Origin of the sequence: Microbacterium saperdae (assembly GCF_006716345.1) — a bacterium.
Classification (GTDB): domain Bacteria; phylum Actinomycetota; class Actinomycetes; order Actinomycetales; family Microbacteriaceae; genus Microbacterium; species Microbacterium saperdae.
In genome coordinates this window covers 920,704-940,506 of sequence record NZ_VFOX01000001.1, presented here as the reverse complement: position 1 = coordinate 940,506, position 19,803 = coordinate 920,704, and the positions used below count along the sequence as shown (strand labels likewise).

General features: G+C 67.4%; 16 protein-coding genes. 5 read left to right on the top strand and 11 right to left on the bottom strand.

Features of this window, described 5'->3' with window-relative positions:
• Window positions 1-5: 5 nt before the first annotated feature.
• Window positions 6-500 (top strand): MarR family winged helix-turn-helix transcriptional regulator, encoded by a 495-nt coding sequence (locus tag FB560_RS04470; protein ID WP_141871256.1) that lies wholly within the window; start codon window positions 6-8, stop codon window positions 498-500.
• Between the two features lie 19 nt (window positions 501-519).
• Complete coding sequence (locus tag FB560_RS04465) at window positions 520-1,464, top strand: pseudouridine synthase (protein WP_211349977.1); 945 nt, start codon at window positions 520-522, stop codon at window positions 1,462-1,464.
• On the opposite strand, the gene FB560_RS04460 is transcribed toward FB560_RS04465, so the two are convergent.
• The 6 genes from FB560_RS04460 to FB560_RS04435 all read right to left on the bottom strand — a co-directional run bounded on the left by FB560_RS04460 (window position 1,451) and on the right by FB560_RS04435 (window position 9,785).
• Window positions 1,451-2,110, bottom strand: coding sequence for a methionine ABC transporter permease (locus FB560_RS04460; protein WP_141871254.1), 660 nt, complete (start codon window positions 2,108-2,110; stop codon window positions 1,451-1,453). The two genes, FB560_RS04465 and FB560_RS04460, sit on opposite strands and share 14 nt — an antisense overlap.
• Window positions 2,110-3,153 carry a methionine ABC transporter ATP-binding protein gene (locus tag FB560_RS04455; protein ID WP_141871253.1) on the bottom strand — a complete coding sequence of 348 codons (1,044 nt, stop codon included), beginning with the start codon at window positions 3,151-3,153 and terminating at the stop codon, window positions 2,110-2,112. The genes FB560_RS04460 and FB560_RS04455 overlap by 1 nt, the downstream gene beginning before the upstream one ends.
• Window positions 3,154-3,252: 99 nt before the next feature.
• Entirely contained in the window at window positions 3,253-4,164 is a 912-nt protein-coding gene (locus FB560_RS04450) for a MetQ/NlpA family ABC transporter substrate-binding protein (RefSeq protein ID WP_141871252.1), read from the bottom strand.
• Window positions 4,165-4,278: 114 nt separating this feature from the next.
• Window positions 4,279-6,036, bottom strand: a complete 1,758-nt coding sequence (locus tag FB560_RS04445) for a Na+/H+ antiporter (protein ID WP_141871251.1) — start codon at window positions 6,034-6,036, stop codon at window positions 4,279-4,281.
• Between the two features lie 138 nt (window positions 6,037-6,174).
• A complete protein-coding gene (locus FB560_RS04440) occupies window positions 6,175-7,983 on the bottom strand; it encodes an ABC-F family ATP-binding cassette domain-containing protein (protein ID WP_141871250.1) in 1,809 nt (602 codons plus the stop codon).
• Window positions 7,984-8,063: 80 nt separating this feature from the next.
• A complete protein-coding gene (locus FB560_RS04435) occupies window positions 8,064-9,785 on the bottom strand; it encodes an alpha/beta hydrolase-fold protein (protein WP_141871249.1) in 1,722 nt (573 codons plus the stop codon).
• A gap of 281 nt (window positions 9,786-10,066) precedes the next feature.
• Here FB560_RS04435 and FB560_RS04430 point away from each other — a divergent pair, with 281 nt between their 5' ends.
• Both FB560_RS04430 and FB560_RS04425 read left to right on the top strand, forming a co-directional pair.
• Window positions 10,067-11,407, top strand: a complete 1,341-nt coding sequence (locus tag FB560_RS04430) for an HNH endonuclease signature motif containing protein (protein WP_170198045.1) — start codon at window positions 10,067-10,069, stop codon at window positions 11,405-11,407.
• 53 nt (window positions 11,408-11,460) lie between these two features.
• The gene (locus FB560_RS04425) at window positions 11,461-12,387 is read left to right on the top strand and encodes a polyamine aminopropyltransferase (protein ID WP_141871247.1); all 927 of its coding nucleotides are present in this window, start codon (window positions 11,461-11,463) and stop codon (window positions 12,385-12,387) included.
• A 135-nt stretch (window positions 12,388-12,522) separates the two neighbouring features.
• Here FB560_RS04425 and FB560_RS04420 read toward each other — a convergent pair whose 3' ends face one another.
• The 4 genes from FB560_RS04420 to FB560_RS04405 all read right to left on the bottom strand — a co-directional run bounded on the left by FB560_RS04420 (window position 12,523) and on the right by FB560_RS04405 (window position 17,756).
• On the bottom strand, window positions 12,523-13,641 hold the full coding sequence (locus FB560_RS04420; RefSeq protein ID WP_141871246.1) for a substrate-binding domain-containing protein: 1,119 nt from the start codon (window positions 13,639-13,641) through the stop codon (window positions 12,523-12,525).
• Between the two features lie 59 nt (window positions 13,642-13,700).
• Window positions 13,701-15,071 carry a multiple monosaccharide ABC transporter permease gene (gene mmsB, locus FB560_RS04415; RefSeq protein WP_141871245.1) on the bottom strand — a complete coding sequence of 457 codons (1,371 nt, stop codon included), beginning with the start codon at window positions 15,069-15,071 and terminating at the stop codon, window positions 13,701-13,703.
• On the bottom strand, window positions 15,068-16,588 hold the full coding sequence (gene mmsA, locus FB560_RS04410; protein ID WP_325058558.1) for a multiple monosaccharide ABC transporter ATP-binding protein: 1,521 nt from the start codon (window positions 16,586-16,588) through the stop codon (window positions 15,068-15,070). Before mmsA ends, mmsB begins: the two co-directional genes overlap by 4 nt.
• A 154-nt stretch (window positions 16,589-16,742) precedes the next feature.
• The gene (locus tag FB560_RS04405; RefSeq protein ID WP_141871244.1) at window positions 16,743-17,756 is read right to left on the bottom strand and encodes a LacI family DNA-binding transcriptional regulator; all 1,014 of its coding nucleotides are present in this window, start codon (window positions 17,754-17,756) and stop codon (window positions 16,743-16,745) included.
• 287 nt (window positions 17,757-18,043) lie between these two features.
• Here FB560_RS04405 and FB560_RS04400 point away from each other — a divergent pair, with 287 nt between their 5' ends.
• Window positions 18,044-18,709: a DUF998 domain-containing protein gene (locus FB560_RS04400; protein WP_170198044.1), complete on the top strand. Its 666-nt coding sequence runs from the start codon at window positions 18,044-18,046 to the stop codon at window positions 18,707-18,709.
• 148 nt (window positions 18,710-18,857) lie between these two features.
• On the opposite strand, the gene FB560_RS04395 is transcribed toward FB560_RS04400, so the two are convergent.
• Window positions 18,858-19,790, bottom strand: coding sequence for a 4-(cytidine 5'-diphospho)-2-C-methyl-D-erythritol kinase (locus FB560_RS04395; protein ID WP_141871242.1), 933 nt, complete (start codon window positions 19,788-19,790; stop codon window positions 18,858-18,860).
• Window positions 19,791-19,803: the final 13 nt, after the last annotated feature.

The following is a 19,803-nucleotide window of genomic DNA, read 5'->3' as shown; positions in this document are numbered from 1 at the left end:
GAGGGATGAGCGCAACGGACGAGGTCGATCGGATCGTCGGCGCGTGGAACACGCAACGGCCCGACCTCGACTTCTCCCCCCTCGAGGTGCTGTCCCGCATGGACCGCCTGTCGCGACACCTGGATCGCGCCCGCCGCGATGTCTTCCGTCGCAGCGATCTCGAGCCGTGGGAATGGGACGTGCTGTCGGCGCTGCGCCGCGCCGGAGCTCCCTTCCAGCTCTCCCCCAAGCAGCTGCTGCAGCAGACGCTCGTCTCCAGCGGCACCATGACCAACCGGATCGACCGCCTCGTCGGTCGCCGCTTCGTGCGCCGCGAGGCCGATCCGGGTGACGGACGCAGCGTGTTGGTGATCCTGACCGACGACGGGCGCATCCGCGTGGATGCCGCGATCACCCGCCTGGTCGACGTCGAAGCCGACCTGCTGCAGGCGCTGTCGCGCGGAGACCGCGATCGGCTCGCCGGGCTGCTGCGCAAGCTCAGCCTGAGCTTCGACGCGTGAACGGCGACCGCTGATGGCCATGCTCTCCCCGCTGCCGATGCGCGACGGCGTGGGTGCCACCCGACTGCACCTGCCGATGAGCGGCGAGTGGCCGACGGTCGCCGACTACATGATCGAGCGCTTCTTCCACCTCGAACCTGAGCAGGTGTACGAGCGGTTCGACCTCGGGGAGATCGTCGCCCGAGACGGTCGCCCGCTCGCCAGGGACACCCCCTTGGGTGCCGAGGAGTTCATCTGGTACTACCGCAAGCCCCCGGTCGAGACCGAGATCCCGTTCGCGGTCGAGGTGCTGTATCAGGACGACGATCTGCTGGTGGTCGACAAGCCGCATTTCCTGCCGACCACCCCGGGCGGCAAATACCTGCAGAACTCGGCGCTCGTGCGTCTGCGCAACCTGCTCGACATCCCGGACCTGGCGCCGGTGCACCGGCTCGACCGCGCCACCGCCGGGCTGTTGATGTTCTCGACGCGACCGCAGAGCCGTGGTCCCTACCAGCTGATGCTCCAGAACCGTCAGGTGGAGAAGGTCTACGAAGCGGTGTCGGCCGTGCCCGAGGGCTGGGATCCCGCGGCCCCGATGCTGCGCGGGCAGTCGTTCCCGCTCGTGTACCGGAACCACATCCGCAAGGATCGCGGCGAGCTGCTCGTGCAGGTCGATGACGTCCGCGAGCCGAACGCCGAGACGCTGATCGAGCTGATCGGCAGCGACGACCGGGTCGTGCACACGCTGCTGCGTCCGCACACCGGCAAGATGCACCAGCTGCGCGTGCATCTGGCCGCGCTCGGCATCGGCATCCTGAACGACCCGTTCTACCCGAGGCTGCGGGGAGAGCTCCCCGACGACCACGACCGGCCCCTGCAGCTCCTCGCGCGGGAGCTGCGCTTCGTCGACCCGATCAGCGGAGAGGAGCGCGTGTTCACCACCACGCGCTCCCTGCAGGACGCTCCCGTCAGCGGCGCATGACCTTGCGGGCGAGGCGCGTGCCGAGCAGCTGCATGAAGTGCACGAACACCACGATCAGGATGATCGCCGCCCACATCACGACCGGCTCGAACTTGCGGAAGCCGTAGATCTGGGCGAAGGCACCGAGGCCACCACCACCCACGAGGCCGGCCATGGCCGTCATGTCGATCAACGCCACCACGATGAACGTGTAGCCGAGGATGAGCGGTCCCAGCGACTCGGGGATCGCCACCGTGAACAGGATGCGCCACGGGCCCGCGCCCATGGCGCGCGCGGCCTCGATGACGCCCGGTGAGACCGACACGAGGTGCTGCTCGACGATGCGTCCGATCGCGAACGCCGCGGCGAGTCCGATGATGAACGCACCGGCCGTCGTGCCGATGCCGACGCCGATCACGGCCCGCGCCAGCGGCTGGGCGACGGCCATGAAGATCACGAACGGGATCGGCCGGAAGAAGTTGACGATGAGGTTCGCGATCGCCGAGACGACGACGTTCTGCGCCAGTCCACCGGGGCGGGTCACGTAGAGGATCACACCGATCACGAGACCGAGGATGCCGCCGAGCACAAGAGCGAAGGAGGTCATGTACAGGGTCTCGAGCGCCGCCGCCCAGAACTCGGGCCAGAGTTCGATCAGACGATCCATCAGCGGGCCTCCTCTTGCGCGATCTCGGTCACCTGGACGCGTTCCCCGATGGCCGCGAGGGCCCTGTCGATCGCCGCGCTCTCGCCCCGGATCGCCAGGGTGAGATGGCCGAACGCCCGTCCGCGGATGTCGTTGATCCCGCCGTAGACCAGCTCGAAGTCGAGCCCGGCGGAGGCGAGATCGAGGAAGACCTGCGCCTGCGACGAGTCGCCGTCGCGGAACGAGAACGTGACGAGGCGGCCCTGGTGCCGCTCGCGCAGGACGGACAGCTCGGCAGGCGAGGGCACGCCCTTGACGACGGTGCCGACGAACCGCTGCGACGCGGGATTCTGCGGGGCGGAGAACACGTCGAAGACGTCGCCCTGCTCGATCACCCGGCCGCGCTCCATCACCGCGACCTTGGTGGCGATGGTCTGGATCACGTCCATCTCGTGGGTGATCACGACGATCGTGATGCCCTGCTCCTCGTTGACGCGCTTGAGCAGATCGAGCACCTCGTGCGTGGTCTGCGGGTCCAGCGCGCTGGTGGCCTCATCCGCGAGCAGGATCGCCGGCCCCGTCGCGAGCGCCCGGGCGATGCCGACGCGCTGCTTCTGCCCGCCGGAGAGCTGCTCAGGGTACGCCTTGGCTTTGTCGGAGAGCCCGACGAACGAGAGCAGCTCGGTGACGCGCGCCTCGATGTCGGGCTTCTTCCACCCCGCGAGCGTGAGCGGGTAGGCGATGTTCGCCCGCACGTTCCGCGAGGAGAAGAGGTTGAACTGCTGGAAGATCATGCCGATGCCGCCGCGGACCTTGCGCAGCTCGCTCTCGCGGAGCGCGGTGATGTCGACGCCGTCGACCAGGATCGTGCCGCTGGTCGCCGGCTCGAGGGCGTTGATCAGGCGCACGAGCGTGGACTTGCCGGCGCCGGAGTAGCCGATGATGCCGAAGACGTCGCCCTTCTCGATCGAGAGGGTCACGTCGTCGACGGCGACGACCTCGCCGTCACCCGGCGTGCGGGACGGGTAGGCCTTCGACACGTTCGTCAGGCTCACGATCGGCATGTGCTGCTCCGGTCTGGATCTCGGGGGAAAGACGAATCGGGTGACGCGCGACGCGCCACCCGATTCTCTCGCATCAGGCGGGATTCCTCCCGCCTGCGCTCACTTCTGTGCTTCGGTGTCCTCCTGGACCTTCTTCAGCGAGGCGACCAGGTCGGCGACCGGCGTCTGCAGCGACACCGCAGTGTCACCCGAAGACGCGAGCAGCCCGGCCTGGACGGCCTCGTTGGTCTGGAAGATCTCGACGAGCTTCAGGTAGGTGGGGTTGTCGGCGTCCTCGGCGCGAGCCGCGAAGATGTTGACGTACGGCAGGGCGTTCGGGTCCTCCGGGTCATCCTGCGCGATGGCGTCATCGGAAGTGAGACCGGCGTCTTCGATGAAGTCGTTGTTGATGATCGCGGCAGCGACATCGGGCAGCGACGTCGGGATCAGGGCCGCCTCGAGCGCGGTGACCTTCACCTTGGACTTCGCGGTGTCGACGTCCGCGAGGTCGGAGAAGATCGACCCGCCGCTCTTGAGCTCGATCAGACCGGCCGTCTGCAGCACGAGGAGGCCACGAGCCTGGTTCGTCGCGTCGTCGGGGACGGCGACGGTCTCGCCCTCGGGGATGCTGTCGACGTCGTCGTACTTGGTCGAGTACAGACCGAGCGGGTAGATCGCGGTGGAGCCGATCGGGGTGAGGTCGGCACCCGCGTTCACGTTGTAGTCCGCGAGGTAGGCGATGTGCTGGAACTGGTTGAGGTCGATCTCGCCCTCGGTCAGCGCCGGGTTGGGCTGCTCGTACGAGCCGAAGTCGACGAGCTCGACCGTGATGCCCTCTTCCGCAGCGGCGTCGACGAACGGCGCCCACTGGTCGTCGCCCTTGTTGACGACGCCGATCTTGACGACCTCGGGCGTGGTCGATTCTCCGCTGCCGGAGCCGGCCTCGGGCGATGCCGTGGCGCAGCCTGCGAGGGCGACGAAGAGCGGGACCGCGGCGAGCGCGGCGATGATGGACGTGGTACGGCGGGACATAGTGATGCGGGTTCCTCTCTCAGGGACTCGAATACGTTAGACAGGCTCGGGCGCAGGCGCGGAATCGAGCCGTCACACAGCGTCACAGCCCGGAAAACCGGTGGCGGCGTGCGCTCAGTCGAACTCTTCGATCCCCTGCAGCCGCACCTGTTCGAGGTCGAGGCGCGCCGAGATCCTGCGCACGACCAGATCATCCACGGTGCCGGAGCGGCGCAGGCCGAGCAGCACCTCGCGCTTGCGGTCGAGCATGGCGAGCTTCAGGCGCGTGTGCTCCTCGTGACGGATCAGCGGCGACCGCTGCATCACGTCGACATCGGCCGAGGTGGCGATCATCTGGAGGGTGTTCCCGTCGCCGCTGTCCGACGTCGAGGGCAGGGACGCACCGCTGCCGAGGTTCTCCTCGATCGCGCCGCCCGTAGCGAGCGGATCGGGCTCGTCGAGCATCTCGTCGAGCGCATCCGCTTCCGCGTCGACGATCGCCTGCTCACGGGCAAGGGCCCTCGCGTTCGCGAACTCGAGCATCATGTAGCCCTCGGTCCGCACCCGATCGCGCACCTCCTGACCGATGCCGTGTTCGGCGGCGAGGTCGTCGAGCGCGGCGAGCGCCGCGCCGGAGATGGCGCGTTCGGCCAGCTCGTACTCCTCGTCGTCGGCGTGATCGACCGGAACGCGCGCCCACCGCACGAGGGCGGGCAGGAGCGGTCCCTGCACGAGCAGGCTGAGCAGGATGACACCGGCGGTGACGAACACGACCTCGTCGCGCCCCGCGGCATCCGGCCCGTCGGCGATCGTCGCGGGCACCGACAGGGCGATCGCGAGAGACACCGCGCCGCGCATTCCGGCGACGGTGGAGACGAGGCGCGCACGGGAGCGCACGCCTCGCGGCGGCGCGGGCGCGGAGGACCGCTGGAACGGCACGCTGAGCAGCTGGAACATGTAGCGGACGACGAGGAGGGTCGCCCACACCGCCAGTGTCACCAGCACCAGACGTCCGATCGCGGCCGCCGAGATCTCGTGCACGACGTACTGGACCTCGAGGCCGATCAGCACGAACAGCGCGCCGTTGAGCAGGAAGACCCCGAACGGCCACGCCGCATCGGTCTGCCGCCGCGAGGATGCGGTGGTGACACGGGGCGAGACGTAGGCCACGATGAGTCCGGCCACGACGACCGCCAGCACGCCGGAGGCATGCACGATCTCGGCGAGCAGGAACGCGCTGAACGGGATCAGCAGGAGCGTGACGTTGATCACCATCGTCGACGAGACACGGCTGAGCAGCAGGTAGCCCAGCGCGGCGATCACGGTGCCGGCCGCGATGCCGCCGATGTACGAGACCAGCACGGTCCAGGTGACCGACCAGGGCGTGATCTGGCCGCCGACGGCCAGTGACACCGCGATCGCGTAGAGGACCAGGGCGGTGCCGTCGTTGGTGAGGCTCTCCGCCTTCAGCTTCATGAACATGCGCCGGGGCAGCAGTCGCCCGAGAGCGGCCACAGCGGTGGCATCCGGCGGCGCGACGGCGGCTCCGAGGATGAGGGCGATCTCCCACGGCATCCCGAACAGCACGCCGATGCCCGCGACCGCGAAGGCCGACGCGACGACCAGTAGCGTGCTCATCGGCAGGATGTAGCGGAAATCGCGGCGGATCGCGCGCAGAGACGTGGTCAGGCTCTCCCAGAACAGCATCACCGGGAGGAACAGCAGCAGCACCGTCTCCGGGGGCAGCTGCACCTCGCGGAGCGCGGGGACGAAGCCGAGCGCGAGTCCGAAGATGACCAGCACCAGAGGCAGCGCGAGCCGGATGCGGGGTGCCAGCAGCGCTCCCGCGAGAATCGTCAGCCCGAGCAGGACCGTGACCTCGAGACCTTCCATGTGTACCTCCCGGATGCCGCAGGATCGTGCCGTGCGACACCGGATGGCGTCAGGCCCCGCCCAGAGCACAGCGCATCGCACTGCCACCGTATTCCCAGGAAGGGGGGAACAACAGACCCCCTCTCGGGGGAAAGACGGTCAGCCGAGCTCTTCGGTCAGTTCGAACCAGCGCAGTTCGAGCTCGCCGATCTCGTCCTGCTGCGCGCTGATCTCCTTCATCCGCACGCCCAGGCCTTCGAAGTCCGCCTGGTCGTGCTCTGCGAGAGCGTGCTTGGCCTTGTCGACCTGCTGCGTGAGCTTCTCGATGCGGCGCTCCAGCGAGGAGATCTCCTTCTGCGCCGAGCGCAGCGCCGCACCGTCGAGCCCTGCGGACTTGGCAGTGTTCACGGCCGTCTGCGACTTCGCCGGAGCAGCATCCTGCAGCTGACGCAACCGCAGGTACTCGTCGACGCCGCCGGGAAGGTGGCGCAGCCGCCCGTCGAGGATCGCGTACTGCTGATCCGTGACCCGCTCGAGGAAGTAGCGGTCGTGGCTGACCACGAGCAGCGTGCCCGACCAGGAGTCGAGGAGATCCTCGATCGCGGAGAGCATGTCGGTATCGAGGTCGTTGGTGGGCTCGTCGAGGATCAGCACGTTCGGCTGGTCCAGCAGCACCAGCAGCAGCTGCAGACGCCGCTGCTGTCCACCCGACAGGTCCTTGACAGGGGTGGAGAGCTGCGCGGAGTCGAAGCCGAGTCGCTCGAGGAGCTGACCGGGCGTGAGCTCCTGCGCCTTGGAACCCGTGCCCATCGTGTACGAGGTGCGCAGCCGCGAGATCACGACGCGCACGGGCTCGCGCCGCACGTCCTCGAGCTCGTCGAGACGCTGGGTGAGGGTCTTGACCTTCACGGTCGTGCCCCGCTTGACGCGTCCGACCGTGGGCTCGACGGTGCCCGAGATCAGCCCGAGAAGCGTGGACTTGCCTGCACCGTTGACGCCGAGGATGCCGGTGCGCTCACCGGGGGCGATGCGCCACTCGACATCGCGGAGCACGGTCTTCTCGCCGCCCTCGGGCGTCGGGTAGGTCACCCCGACGTCGAGCAGATCGACGACGTCCTTGCCCAGGCGGGAGACCGCGAGGGACTGCAGGGACACCTTGTCGCGGATCTCCGGGACGTCGGCGATGAGCTCGTTGGCCGCATCGATGCGGAACTTGGGCTTGGCCGTGCGCGCCGGGGCGCCGCGGCGCAACCAGGCGAGCTCCTTCTTGGCGAGGTTCTGACGCTTCGCCTCGGTGGCCGATGCCATGCGGTCGCGCTCGACGCGCTGCAGGATGTACGCCGCGTACCCGCCCTCGAAGGGCTCGACGATGCGATCGTGCACCTCCCACGTCTCGGTGCAGATCTCGTCGAGGAACCAGCGATCGTGGGTGACGACCAGGAGCGCGCCCGAGTTCGGCGACCAGCGCTTCTTCAGGTGGCCGGCGAGCCAGGTGATGGCTTCGACATCGAGGTGGTTGGTCGGCTCGTCGAGCGCGATCACATCCCAGTCCCCGGTGAGCAGCTTGGCGAGCGAGACGCGACGGCGCTGGCCACCGCTGAGCGAGCCGATCTCGGCATCCCACGGCAGGTCCCTGAGCAGACCGTCGATCACGTCACGGACGCGCGGATCCCCCGCCCACTCGTACTCCGGGGTGTCACCGACGACCGCCGCGCTGATCGTGAGGTCGTCACTGAGGGTGTCGGCCTGGGACAGCACACCGATCGTGGTGCCGCCGCGTACGGTCACTCGTCCCGCATTAGGCTCCTTGAGACCTGCGAGCATCCCGAGCAGGCTCGACTTGCCGTCGCCGTTGCGGCCGACGATGCCGATCCGATCCCCCTCCTCGATCCCGAGGGTCACGGAGTCGAAGACGACCCTGGTCGGATATTCGAGATGAAGGGACTCTGCCCCGAGAAGATGTGCCATGTCACTCCCCAGGGTAGTCGCGCCGGACTGGGCGTTCGTCTCGGAGGGAGCCGGATCGAATCCAAGCGGTCCCGCGCCCGTCAGGAACGCTGCCGGGCGCGGCGTGCGCGAGCCGTCACCACCAGTCCGACACCCGCGCCCAGGAGCAGCAGCGCTCCGGCGACGAGCGCCGGGTCGATCTCGGCACCCGTGTCCGGCAACGTCGCCGGCGCCGCCGTCCCCGCTCCTGCGGACGGGGCGACGACCGTGGTGGTGTCCCAGCCGAGGAGCGCTCCCCCTGCCGCGGAGACGGCGATCCGGTGCGCGCCGAGTGCCGCATCCTCCGGGATCACGACGCTGACGACGCCATCTGCCGACACGGTGTGCGTGCCGAGCGGAACGGGGGTGGAGAACAGGTACACGTCCACCTGCTCGCCGGCGAACTCGTCCCCCACCGTCACCGGGACCGTCTCACCCCGTACGACGGAGTCGGGAACGCTCACGGTCCCCCGCATCTCATCCGTCAGGTCGGCTTCGGACGGGATCCCCTGTCCGGGCTCCTCCCCCGTCGCAGCGACGGTGAGGGTGGCGGCGTCCGTGATCGCTTCGCCGGACGTGTTCCGGAACACCGCTCGGTACTCCGTGCCGGTCGCCGACGCGCGTGCGCCGCTCACGACGTACGCTGTGGCCGTCGCATCCGGGATCGAGACCCAGTCCCCGGAGCTCGAGAGTCGCGATTGCCAGTGCACGGTGGGGGCGGGGACACCTGTCGCAGTCGCGGTGAATCTCGCGTCCTCCCCTTCGTCGACGCGCACATCGACGGGATGCGAGCTGATCTGGGGCGCCGCCGCCACCGGATCTGCAGGCAGTTCGGTACCCGGGATCGTCGTCCCGGGCGCGGCGTAGATGAACCGGAGCCCACGACTGAAGGATGCCCCGATCACCGACAGGTGTGTCTCGTCCTCGAAGACATGCCCGCCGAGCTCCAAACCCGTATACGCACGGTCAGACAGCGTCGTCGCGAAGCGCGTCATATCGCTCGTCATCGGAAAACCGGTCGTGGTCTCCTCCAGCGATCCGACAGAGAGGAATACGCGTGCGTCGAGTGCGTCGTTCGCGGCGGCGTACTCGCTTTCGACGTCGAGGATCGTGTGTTCATCCCACCAGAGCGACGGGCTCGCGATCACGAAGCGCTGGAACAGTCCTTCGTTGTGCAGCAGTGTGTAGGTCGCGAAGAGACCGCCGAAGGAATGCCCCATCAGCGCGCGGTCGCCCGCGTCGACGTGGAAGTCCCGCTCGACTCGCGGGACCAGTTCCTCTCGAAGGAACGAGAGGAACTCCGGTGCACCGCCGGAAGGAGTCGCCGCGCCGATGTCGGTCGGAGTCAGATCGAGGGTTCGTGGAACGCCTGAAGCGGCGAAGCCCTGACCAGGGTTGTCATATCCGATCCCGACGACGACCGTGCCGGGAGCGTTCAACCGCGCGGTCTCCACCGCGATTCCGAACTCGGCGTTGGCATCGGTGACGTAGAGCGCGCGGTACGCGGACCCGCTCTCGGTGTAGCCGGCCGGGAGCGCCACCGAGATCTTGTATGTACGGCCATCTTCCGAGGTCATCAGCCACGTCCTCACGTCGCGGATGAACGAGTCCGGCTCATCCGCGACGACGGCGGTGTGAGCGGATGCAGAGACAGGAGCGGGGACCGCAGAGGCACCCTCTCCACTCGCGTGGGTGCCGGCCCAACCGGCGGTGATCAGCGTCGTGGCTGCTGCGAGAGAGACGAGGGTCCGGACGCCGCGCCCTCCCCGAAAGTCGTACGGCATGAGACATCCCTCTCGTCGGTCGATCAGTGGTCCTCACGGTAGGACGGGCGGCGGGGCCGTCCCATGTGCGCTCACCCCATCAGCGAAGGGCCGCGATGTGCGGATAGCCTGCGCGGGCGCACGGTCACGGGAGCGATCGTCGTCGCATTTATGTTCGAATGTCGGTGGTCGGTGGTGGACTGTGTCCATGCCCGATCTGCTCGATGCGAACGACTCCCAGATGGCGATGCTCGCCGATCTGGTCGCCGGTCTGCAGGCTGCGGAAAGAGACCATCAGCGGAATGCTGGCCGCCCGAGACGGCATGCTCGCGATGGCGTCTCGGCTGGCCATCGACATCGCCAGGCAGGCGAATCATCCCGACTACGGCGACATGGCGACGCGCGCAGTGGCCGCCGAGATCGGTGCCGCACAACGCGTGAACGATCGCACGATCGAACGTCGGATGGCGGCAGCATCGCGTCTCGTGACGGATCTCCCCGACGTATGGGCCGCGCAGGGTGCCGGGCGCATCACCGCCGCGCACACGCGAGTCATCGTCGAGGCGGGGGCACATCTCGATGATCCCCGCGATCGCGCGGCATACGCGGCCGCGGTCCTCGTGATCGCAGAAGCCGAGTCGCCGAACCGCCTGCGTCGCCATGCGCGCCGGATCGCTGAACGATTCCAGGCACGGTCGCTGACGGAGCGTCATCGCGACGCGCGCGACAACCGACGCGTCTGGGTGAACGACCTCGATGACGGGATGTCCGAGCTGGGCGTGCAGGGGCCGTCGACGCTCATCCACGGCATGTACGACCGTCTGTCGCAGATGGCGCACCGCGTGCGCGAGGAGAACGCCCGTGCCGCGAAAGAGCGGAAGGCGAGGGACGCTCGCCCTGCCTCCGACGATCCCTCCGTCGATTCTTCCGACGAGCCCAGTGACGACCGCACGGTCGACCAGCTGCGCGCGGACCTGCTCGCAGATCTCGTGCTCACGGGCGCACCGACCGGGCACCACTCGGAGGACGCGCTGCTCGATGCGATCCATGCGCGCGTGGAGGTGACCGTGCCGGTCATGACGTTGATGGACGAGTGCGGATCGCGAACCGACCTGCCAGCGGCCGAGCTCGACGGTCGCTGCCCGATCGACGCCGCCACCGCGCGCAGGATCGCCGGGGCGGCGATCGGGTGGGATCGGGTTCTGACCCACCCGATCAGCGGAGCGTTGCTGGCCGTCGACCGATATCGACCGGGCGATCAGTTGAAGAGACATCTCCGGGCGAGGGATCAGCGCTGCCGATTCCCGACGTGCGGTCTTGCGGCGCGCAGGTGCGACATAGACCACACCCATGCCGCGGCCGAAGGCGGGCCGACCTGCGAAGACAACCTCGCGCACTTCTGCCGTCGACATCACATGATGAAGCACCACTCCCCCTGGCAGGTGGAGCAAAGGGTCGGCGGGGTTCTCGAGTGGAGAAGCCCGACGGGCGACGTGTACATCGACCACGCGCCTGCACAGAACACGGCGCGGTTCACGCCCGCCGAGTCCACGCCCGCCGAGTTCGAGGCGGCCGCGTTCGGAACCGCCGAGTCCACGCCCGTCGAGTTCGAGACGGCCGAATCGGCGCTCGTGCCGTTCTGAGAACGCACGGGTGTGCGGTCTCCGGCGGCTTCCGTCCGACCTAAACTCGACGGGTGGCATGGAATCGCCGGGTGTTCTCCCTCTCGCTAGACAATCGCAAGGCCAAGCTGGTGCAGTCGAGGCGGCACCCCGGTCGCTACGAGCTCAGCGTGGATGGAATCGCGCAGTCCGTCGTCTCGATGACCGAGCCCACCATGCTCGAATACGCCTACACCCAGCACATCGCCCGCGCAATGGATGCCGCCGCCGAACCCGGTGCGCCGCTGTTCACCGTGCACCTGGGAGCCGGAGCACTCACCCTGGCCCGCTACGTCGAGGCAACCCGCGCCGGATCACCCCAACTCGTGGTCGAATTCGAGCCCACGCTCTATGCCGCAGTGACCGCCGCGCTGCCCCTCCCTGCCGGCTCTGACGTACGCGTCATCTTCGGCGATGCTCGAACGGTCGCGGACGCGGAGCTTCCGGGCGAGAAGCGATCGCCGGCGCCGCCGTCCCCTGCCCCGACGCTCGGTGCCGCAGCCACTGGTCGCCCTGCGGTCGACACCGACTGGGCGGATGCGCGCTTCACCGTCGTCGATCTCTGGGACGCAGCCGTCATCCGGCATCGCGTGGCCAGCCAGGAGTTCTACCGCCGGGTCGCCGCGCGCTCCGCCGCAGCCGGAGTCGTCGCCGTGAACCTGCTCGACGGGCATCCTTTCGAGTACTCACGGCGACAGGCGGCCACCCTGCGCTCCGTGTTCGACCACGTCGCCGTCGTTCTCGACGCAGAGCCGGAAGATGATGAAGGGCCGCTCGGCAACGTCGTCATCTTCGCGAGCGATGAGCCGCTGGACATCGTGGCGACCCCCGATCTCCTCGGCACGCCGCGCCCTTCTTTTCTCCACGACAGCGCACTGACGTCGTGGATCGCTGAGGCGCGCATCATGACCGATGCCGACGGCACGGACTCCCCCGACCCCGACGACCCGGTCTGGAACTAGCGCACCGCATCCGGAAGACCTCCCCTCAGACCTGCCGCACCTCGGTTTTTCGCTCTGCCCCGAACGCAGACGAGCCGCCCGGAACCCGAAGGTCCGGACGGCTCGTACTGTGCCCTCAGCGAGGGCTGATGCTGCTTACTGGTACGACTTCACGATCTCGAGGAGGCTGGGCACGTTGGCGTAAGCCTCGAGTGCGTTCTCCTTCGTGACGATGATCGGGTCGAGCAGGTACGCCGGAACGACCTTGACGCCGTTGTCGTACGACTCGGTGTCGTTGACATCGACCTCTTCGCCCTTCTGGAGCTGTCCGACCATCTTGATGGACTGCTGGACGAGGAGCGTGGTGTCCTTGTTGATCGTGGAGTACTGGATGCCCTCCATGATCGACTTGACCGACTCGACCTCGGAGTCCTGACCGGTGACGACCGGTACGTCCTTGCCCGCACCCTGCACCGAGGTGATGATGGCGCGAGCGAGAGTGTCGTTCGGGGAGAGGACGCCGTCGAGCGTCTCCGAGCTGTACGTCGACGTCAGCAGGGAGTCCATGCGACGCTGAGCGTTCTCAGCCTTCCAGCCCTCGGTCGCCGTCTGGGCGATCTCGGTCTGGCCGGAGACGACCTTCAGCGTGCCGTCGTCGATCTTCGGCTGGAGGATGCTCATCGCGCCGTCGAAGAACACGGCCGAGTTCGCGTCATCCGGGGAACCGGAGAACAGCTCGATGTTGTACGGAGCGTCGTGACCGGCACGCTCGGCGAGACCGTCGAGCAGAGCCTGGCCCTGAAGCTCACCGACCTTGAAGTTGTCGAACGCGACGTAGTAGTCGACCGCGTCGGTGTTCTCGATCAGACGGTCGTAGGCGATGACGGTGACGCCGGCGTCGCGGGCTGCCTCGACCTGCGTCGCGAGCTGCTTGCCGTCCTTCGCGCCGATGATGATGACCTTGGCACCACCGGTGACCATGGCCTGGATCTGGTTCTGCTGCTCCGCGACCGTGTTGCTGGCAGGCGCGTACTGGACGTCGGCCTTGAAGCCGGCTTCCTTGAGACCGTCCGTGAACAGCTGGCCGGCGAGGACCCAGTTCTCCGAGGTCTTGTCCGGAAGCGCGACACCGATCGTGGCGTCAGCGGCGAAGCCCTTGGTGGTCTCCTCCCCCGACCCGGTACCGGCGTCACCGCCACGCTCCGAGGAGCAGCCGGTGAGGGCGAATGCGCCCGCGACGACAAGCGCTGTCGCCGACAGAAGAATCTTCTTCATGTGATCTCTTTCTCTGGTGTGTGAAGGTCTCGTCGCGCGTGCGGCACGCGGCTCGACCCCTACTTTCCGCGCGTCTCGTCGACGGCGGGGGCTTCGTACTTCTGACCTGTGGGGTAGTTCGCCTTCGGGTCGAAGGTGGCGAGCGCCGGATCCTCCTTGCGGCCGAAGCGGCGCGTGAGGAATCCGATGATCGACGGGCGACCCTGCTGCTTGTTCCAGACGTCGACGCCGACCGCGAACAGGAGCACGAGGCCCTTGATCATCGAGACCACGTCGGCTCCTGCGCCCAGCAGCGCGAGTCCGTTGTTGAGGAACGCCATCACGAGACCACCGATGATCGATCCGATGACGGTACCGATACCACCCGAGACGGCGGCGCCACCGATGAAGACCGAGGCGATCGCGTCGAGCTCCCAGCCGTTGCCGTCCTGCGGGCCGGAGGCCGTGGCACGGGCGACGTAGATCATTCCGGCGAGCGAAGCGAGGACCGACATGTTCATCATGACGAAGAAGTCGACCCAGCGGTCCTTCACGCCCGACAGACGTGCGGCCTGGCGATTGCCGCCGACGGCGTAGATGTGGCGACCGAACACGGTGTTGTTCGTGATGAAGGTGTAGAGGATCACGAGCAGCAGGAGGATCACGCCCGAGATCGGGAAGCTGGTGCCCTCACGTCCGGTCGCGAACAACCATCCGGCGACGAGGATGACGATCGAGATCAGCACGACCTTGGTGACGCTCACCCAGCCGGGCGCCATATCGGAGCCCATCTTGGCCTGCGCGCGCCGGGTGCGGATCTCCGAGACGACGATCCAGGCGACACCGATCAGGGCGAGGACCATGGTCAGCACGTTGAACGGAACGGGGATGAACGACAGCTCCGGCAGGTAGCCGGCACCGATGATCTTGAACCCCTGCGGAACCGGGATCGACTGCGAGTCGCCGACCCACTGGTTCGCGCCGCGGAAGAACAGCATGCCCGCCAGCGTCACGATGAACGCGGGTACGCCCACATAGGCGACCCAGAACCCCTGCCAGGCGCCGACGAGCACGCCCACCCCGAGACCGAGGAGGATGGCCAGCGGCCAAGGAAGGTTCCAGTCCGCCATCGCCTTGGCGACGATGATGCCCGTGAACGCCGCGACGGATCCGACCGACAGGTCGATGTGCCCCATGATGATGACCATCACCATGCCGATCGCGAGGATCAGGATGTAGGAGTACTGGTTGACGACGTTGATCAGGTTGCCCGAGGACAGCGTGAGTCCCTGGCCCTTGAAGATCCAGGTCAGCAGCTGGAAGACGACCAGGATGACGACGAGGCTGCCGAGGATGCCGAACTGGCGGAGCGTCGACTGTCCGCCGCCGAACATCTTGGTGATGTCCTTGAAGTGGAAGCCGCGCTTCGCGGTCGTGAGATCGGTGGTCATGCGGATGCTTTCTGGGTCGCGGAGGTCATGCTGCGCATGAGTGCCTCGGGTGTCGCCTGTTCGGCCGGGATGCAGTCGGTGACCCGACCTTCGAAGACGGTGTAGATGCGGTCGGAGATGCCGAGCAGCTCGGGCAGCTCGCTGGAGATGACGATGACGCCCTTGCCCTGTGACGCGAGCTCGTTGATGATCGCGTAGATCTCGTACTTGGCTCCGACGTCGATGCCACGCGTCGGCTCATCGAGGATGAGCAGGTCGGGATCCGTGAACATCCACTTCGCCAGCACGACCTTCTGCTGGTTGCCACCCGAGAGCTTGCCGACGCCCTCTTCCACGGAAGGGGTCTTGATGCGCAGGGCCTTGCGATACTGCTCGGCGACGGCATACTCGGCGCGGGGGTCGACGACGCCGCGTCGCGCGATCTTCGAGAGCTTCGCCGAGACCGTCGCGCGCTTGATGGTGTCGAGGAGGTTGAGACCGAGCACCTTGCGGTCCTCGCTCACGTACGCCAGCCCGTGCTTGATCGCCGCGGCGACGTCCGGCAGCGCGATCTCCTGACCGTCCTTGATCATGGTTCCCGACAGGTATGTGCCGTAGGAGCGGCCGAAGATGCTCATCGCGAACTCGGTGCGTCCCGCGCCCATCAGGCCGGCGATGCCGACGACCTCGCCGCGACGGACGTTGAGGTTCGATCCCTTCACGACCATGCGCTCGGTCACGGTCGGGTGCTGGACCCACCAGTCCTTGACCTCGAAGAACACCTCGCCGATCTCGGGGGTGCGGTCCGGGTAGCGGCTCTCGAGCGAGCGGCCGACCATGCCGCGGATGATGCGGTCCTCGTTGATCTCGCCGCGGGAGATGTCGAGCGTCTCGACCGTGCGGCCGTCGCGGATGATCGTGATCTCATCGGCGATCTGCTCGATCTCGTTGAGCTTGTGGCTGATCATGATCGACGCGATGCCCTTGGCCTTCAGGCCGAGGATCAGGTCCAGCAGGTGCTGCGAGTCGTTCTCGTTGAGGGCGGCGGTCGGCTCGTCGAGGATGAGGAGCTTGACGTCCTTGTTCAGCGCCTTGGCGATCTCGATCAGCTGCTGCTTGCCGACGCCGAGCGTCTTCACCTGCGCGTCGGGGTCTTCGCTCAGGCCGACGCGGGCGAGGAGTTCGATCGCCCGCGCCTTCTGCGCCTGCCAGTCGATGCGGCCGAAGTGACGGATCTCGTTGCCGAGGAAGATGTTCTCGGTGACCGAGAGCTCGGGGATCAGCGCGAGCTCCTGGTGGATGATCGCGATGCCGGCCTGCTCGCTGGCCGCGATGTCGCGGAAGCGCTGCTCCTCGCCGTAGAGCAGGATCTCGCCGTCGTAGCTCCCGTACGGGTAGACGCCGGACAGGACCTTCATCAGGGTCGACTTGCCTGCGCCGTTCTCGCCGCAGATGGCGTGGATCTCGCCGGCGCGCACGGTGATCGACACCTCGGAGAGGGCCTTCACTCCCGGGAACTCCTTGGTGATGCTGCGCATCTCCAGGATCGGGCCTGACACGGTCGGCAACGTTGCTGTGGTGCTCACGGATCTTCCTCGCGACGTGCGGTCACCTTCGATGTGACCGTTCACATTTGTAACATCGTCCAATGTGGACGGGACGCTGTCAAGTCCGGGCGGCGATTTCGTGTCGTTACCGTGACCCGGACGACTCGCGCAGGCGCAGAGTCGTCTGCAACGGACCGAACGACGGCACCTGCTCACCCCGGATCTGCGCGAGCAGGATCTTGACCGCCCTGCGCCCGAGCTCGGGGAAGTCCTGGTGCACGGTCGTGAGGGTCGGCGCGACGTGAGCGGCGACGGGCACGTCGTCGAACCCGACGACGCTGACGTCCTCCGGCACGCGGATGCCCGTGTCGCGGAAGCCGTGCAGCAGGCCGATCGCCATCAGATCGTTCGCCGCGAACACCGCGGTGAAGTCGCGTCTTCGGGAGAGCTCCTGGCCGGCGAAGTACCCGAAGTCCGCGGACCAGTCGCCACGGATCGGCGGGAACGTGGGCAGGTCGGCCTCGCGCAGCGCGTCGAGATAGCCCCGCATCCGCGACTCCGCCTCGATCCAGTCCTGCGGACCCGCCAGGTGCAGGATGTCGCTGTGCCCGAGTCCGATCAGATGCTCGGTGGCCGCCCGCGCCCCCGCGACCTGATCTGCGGAGAGGCTCACGCCGTCCGACCCCGATGCAGTCTGCAGGCTGACGAAGGGCAGCGAGACGGCCATCCCCCGCAGCACATGGAAGACGCGCACCTGCGGCGCCAGCACCACGATCCCGTCGACCTGCTCCCTGGCCAGTTGGCGGACCGCACTGCCAATCGCCTCGGGCGTGGTCGCGGCGAGGTTGAGGGTCGAGACCGAGTAGCCCTCCTCACGTGCGGCATCCTCGATGCTCGCGATCGACGACGTGGGGCCGAACTCGCCGATCGTCGCCGACAGGATGCCGAGCATGTTGGACTTGCTCGTCACCAGCGCTCGGGCCGCGAGATTCGGGCGATAGTCCAGCACGGCGATCGCATCGAGGACCTTGGCCTTGGTCTCGGGACGGATGCTGGCATGATCGTTCAGCACTCGCGAGACGGTCTGATGAGACACCCCGGCAAGCCGTGCGACGTCGCGGATGCTCGGCAACCGGGCACGCTCAGAGGCGCTGGACATCGCAGCCTCCTTGCGTGTGCACGGTCACATCGTTACTTCATTATGTACGCAGGCGCCGTGGACCGCACGCCGGGGACTCGAATGGCGCGAATCGGCCTCGACTAGCACATCGAAAAGAGAAACCCGGCGTGACCCGGCTGTTGTCGCTAGAATGACAATTACCCAGCGGGCTTTCACAGCTCCGCACCCGATGAACGCTCGCCTGAGGAGGGACTCAACTTCGTCCTGGCCGGCCGTCGAGCGTATGGCGACAGGACAAAGCCATGAGCTCCCCCAGAAGAGCGTCTATGACTCTCACCGCCGGAATGATCCTCTGCGCAGGCATTCTCGCGGCCACCCTCACCACCACCGACCCCGAATGGTGGGAACTGTACTTCAGCCGTCTCGGCATGACCGACGATCTGTCGGCGACCCTCTTCAACGGCGGCCTGATCGCCGCAGGAGTGGTCATCACGGCATCAGCGGTGATGATGCGGATCTGGCTCATCAGCACGCCGCTGATCGCCGAGGCGAAGTACCGTCACGCGGCCCGCGTGGTGCCGTTCTTCGTGGCGACGCTGGGGATGAGCCTCGGGGCGATCGGCGTGTTCCCGCTGTCGGTCGACAAGGCCGCGCATGACAATTCCTCGCTCCTCATGCTCTCCTCGTTCGCCTGCCTGCTGATCGTGCACCGCATCTTCCTGCGCCAGCTCTCGCCTCGACTCACGCGCCTCGCGGCCATCGCCGGCGTGACCATGGTCGCCAGCATGGCGGCGATGACGCTCGGCTGGATCAACCTCACCCTGTTCGAGGCGATCGGTTTCACGGTCATCCTGACGTGGGTGCACCTGCTCGAAGTGCAGCTCAGGAGCCTCGCTCCGGCCTTCGGCTGGAAACCTTCAGCAAACTCACAGCGACTTTCTTTGTCCCCCATTTGGGGGACAAGCAAAGTGGCGCTATTGTCGATTCAGTAGCTGGGGCTACAAGGCAGAGCATCTGGGGTGCGAAGCCGAACGCAGTGAGGCAGAGCAGCCACGTCCCTTGTGGTGAGCACCCTCTCGAGTACCGGTTGGGGAACCGGATGACTCGAGAGGGGCTGCCCGCTTCGACTCCCGTCGTGCGTCACACGATGATGCGAGCGCCCGGCACCGGGCCGTGCACATGCAGCGCTTCCTGCCCGGACCGCCGCAGTGCCGTCTGCACATCCTGCGCGACTTCGGGATCGGCGCACAGGAGCGCGATCGTGGGGCCGGAGCCCGAGACGATGCCCTGCAGAGCGCCGGCGCGGATTCCGATGTCGATCGTCTGTGCCAGGTCGGGCCGCTCGAACAGCGCGGCCGCCTGCAGGTCGTTGTAGAGAGTTTCCGCCAATTGCCCAGGGTCGCCGGAGCGCAGCGCCTGAAGCACGGGGATCGGCACGTCGAGCGACAGCGGCGGATCGTCGGCGAGTGCGCCCTCCTCCTCGCGCAACGTATCCAGCCGCCCGTAGACCACCGGCGTCGAGAGGCCGTGTTCGCTCGTCACGAGCACCCAGTCGAACCGCCCACGCGCCAGGGCAGGGTTGAGCTGATCGCCCCGTCCCGTTCCGACGGCTGTGCCGCCGTGCAGCGCGAACGGCACATCCGCGCCGAGCCGAGAAGCGAGCTCATGCATCCGCGCGGCCGACAGGCCGGTGCCCCACAGCGCATCGCACGCGACGAGCGCCGCCGCGGCATCCGCCGAGCCACCGCCCATGCCCCCGGCGACCGGGACCCTCTTGCGGATCTCGAGCGCGACGCCGCCGGGATACTCGGTCGCCGCGGCCAGGAGCTTCGCGGCGCGCATCGCGAGATTGCGGTCGTCCAAGGGCACGTCGTCGACATCGTCGGCGCCGGAGACCGTGAGCGAGAAGTCATCCGCATGGCGTGCGATCACATCCTCGTAGAGCGACACCGCCTGGAAGACCGTCGCGAGCGCGTGATAGCCGTCGTCGTGACGACCGCCCACTCCCAGATAGACATTGATCTTGCCCGGCGCGCGCACATGCACGGACTCGGTCGACGCGGCGAGGCTCATGATCGGATGCCCG

Coding starts and splice junctions, on each gene's coding strand:
- FB560_RS04420 (WP_141871246.1), bottom strand. CDS start 13,641: ATGAAGAAGATTCTTCTGTCGGCGACAGCGCTTGTCGTCGCGGGCGCA.
- mmsA (WP_325058558.1), bottom strand. CDS start 16,588: ATGCGCAGCATCACCAAGGAGTTCCCGGGAGTGAAGGCCCTCTCCGAG.
- FB560_RS04435 (WP_141871249.1), bottom strand. CDS start 9,785: ATGCCGTACGACTTTCGGGGAGGGCGCGGCGTCCGGACCCTCGTCTCT.
- FB560_RS04405 (WP_141871244.1), bottom strand. CDS start 17,756: ATGTCCAGCGCCTCTGAGCGTGCCCGGTTGCCGAGCATCCGCGACGTC.
- FB560_RS04445 (WP_141871251.1), bottom strand. CDS start 6,036: ATGGAAGGTCTCGAGGTCACGGTCCTGCTCGGGCTGACGATTCTCGCG.
- FB560_RS04450 (WP_141871252.1), bottom strand. CDS start 4,164: ATGTCCCGCCGTACCACGTCCATCATCGCCGCGCTCGCCGCGGTCCCG.
- FB560_RS04400 (WP_170198044.1), top strand. CDS start 18,044: ATGACTCTCACCGCCGGAATGATCCTCTGCGCAGGCATTCTCGCGGCC.
- FB560_RS04430 (WP_170198045.1), top strand. CDS start 10,067: ATGCTGGCCGCCCGAGACGGCATGCTCGCGATGGCGTCTCGGCTGGCC.
- FB560_RS04440 (WP_141871250.1), bottom strand. CDS start 7,983: ATGGCACATCTTCTCGGGGCAGAGTCCCTTCATCTCGAATATCCGACC.
- FB560_RS04455 (WP_141871253.1), bottom strand. CDS start 3,153: ATGCCGATCGTGAGCCTGACGAACGTGTCGAAGGCCTACCCGTCCCGC.
- mmsB (WP_141871245.1), bottom strand. CDS start 15,071: ATGACCACCGATCTCACGACCGCGAAGCGCGGCTTCCACTTCAAGGAC.
- FB560_RS04395 (WP_141871242.1), bottom strand. CDS start 19,790: ATGAGCCTCGCCGCGTCGACCGAGTCCGTGCATGTGCGCGCGCCGGGC.
- FB560_RS04470 (WP_141871256.1), top strand. CDS start 6: ATGAGCGCAACGGACGAGGTCGATCGGATCGTCGGCGCGTGGAACACG.
- FB560_RS04465 (WP_211349977.1), top strand. CDS start 520: ATGCTCTCCCCGCTGCCGATGCGCGACGGCGTGGGTGCCACCCGACTG.
- FB560_RS04460 (WP_141871254.1), bottom strand. CDS start 2,110: ATGGATCGTCTGATCGAACTCTGGCCCGAGTTCTGGGCGGCGGCGCTC.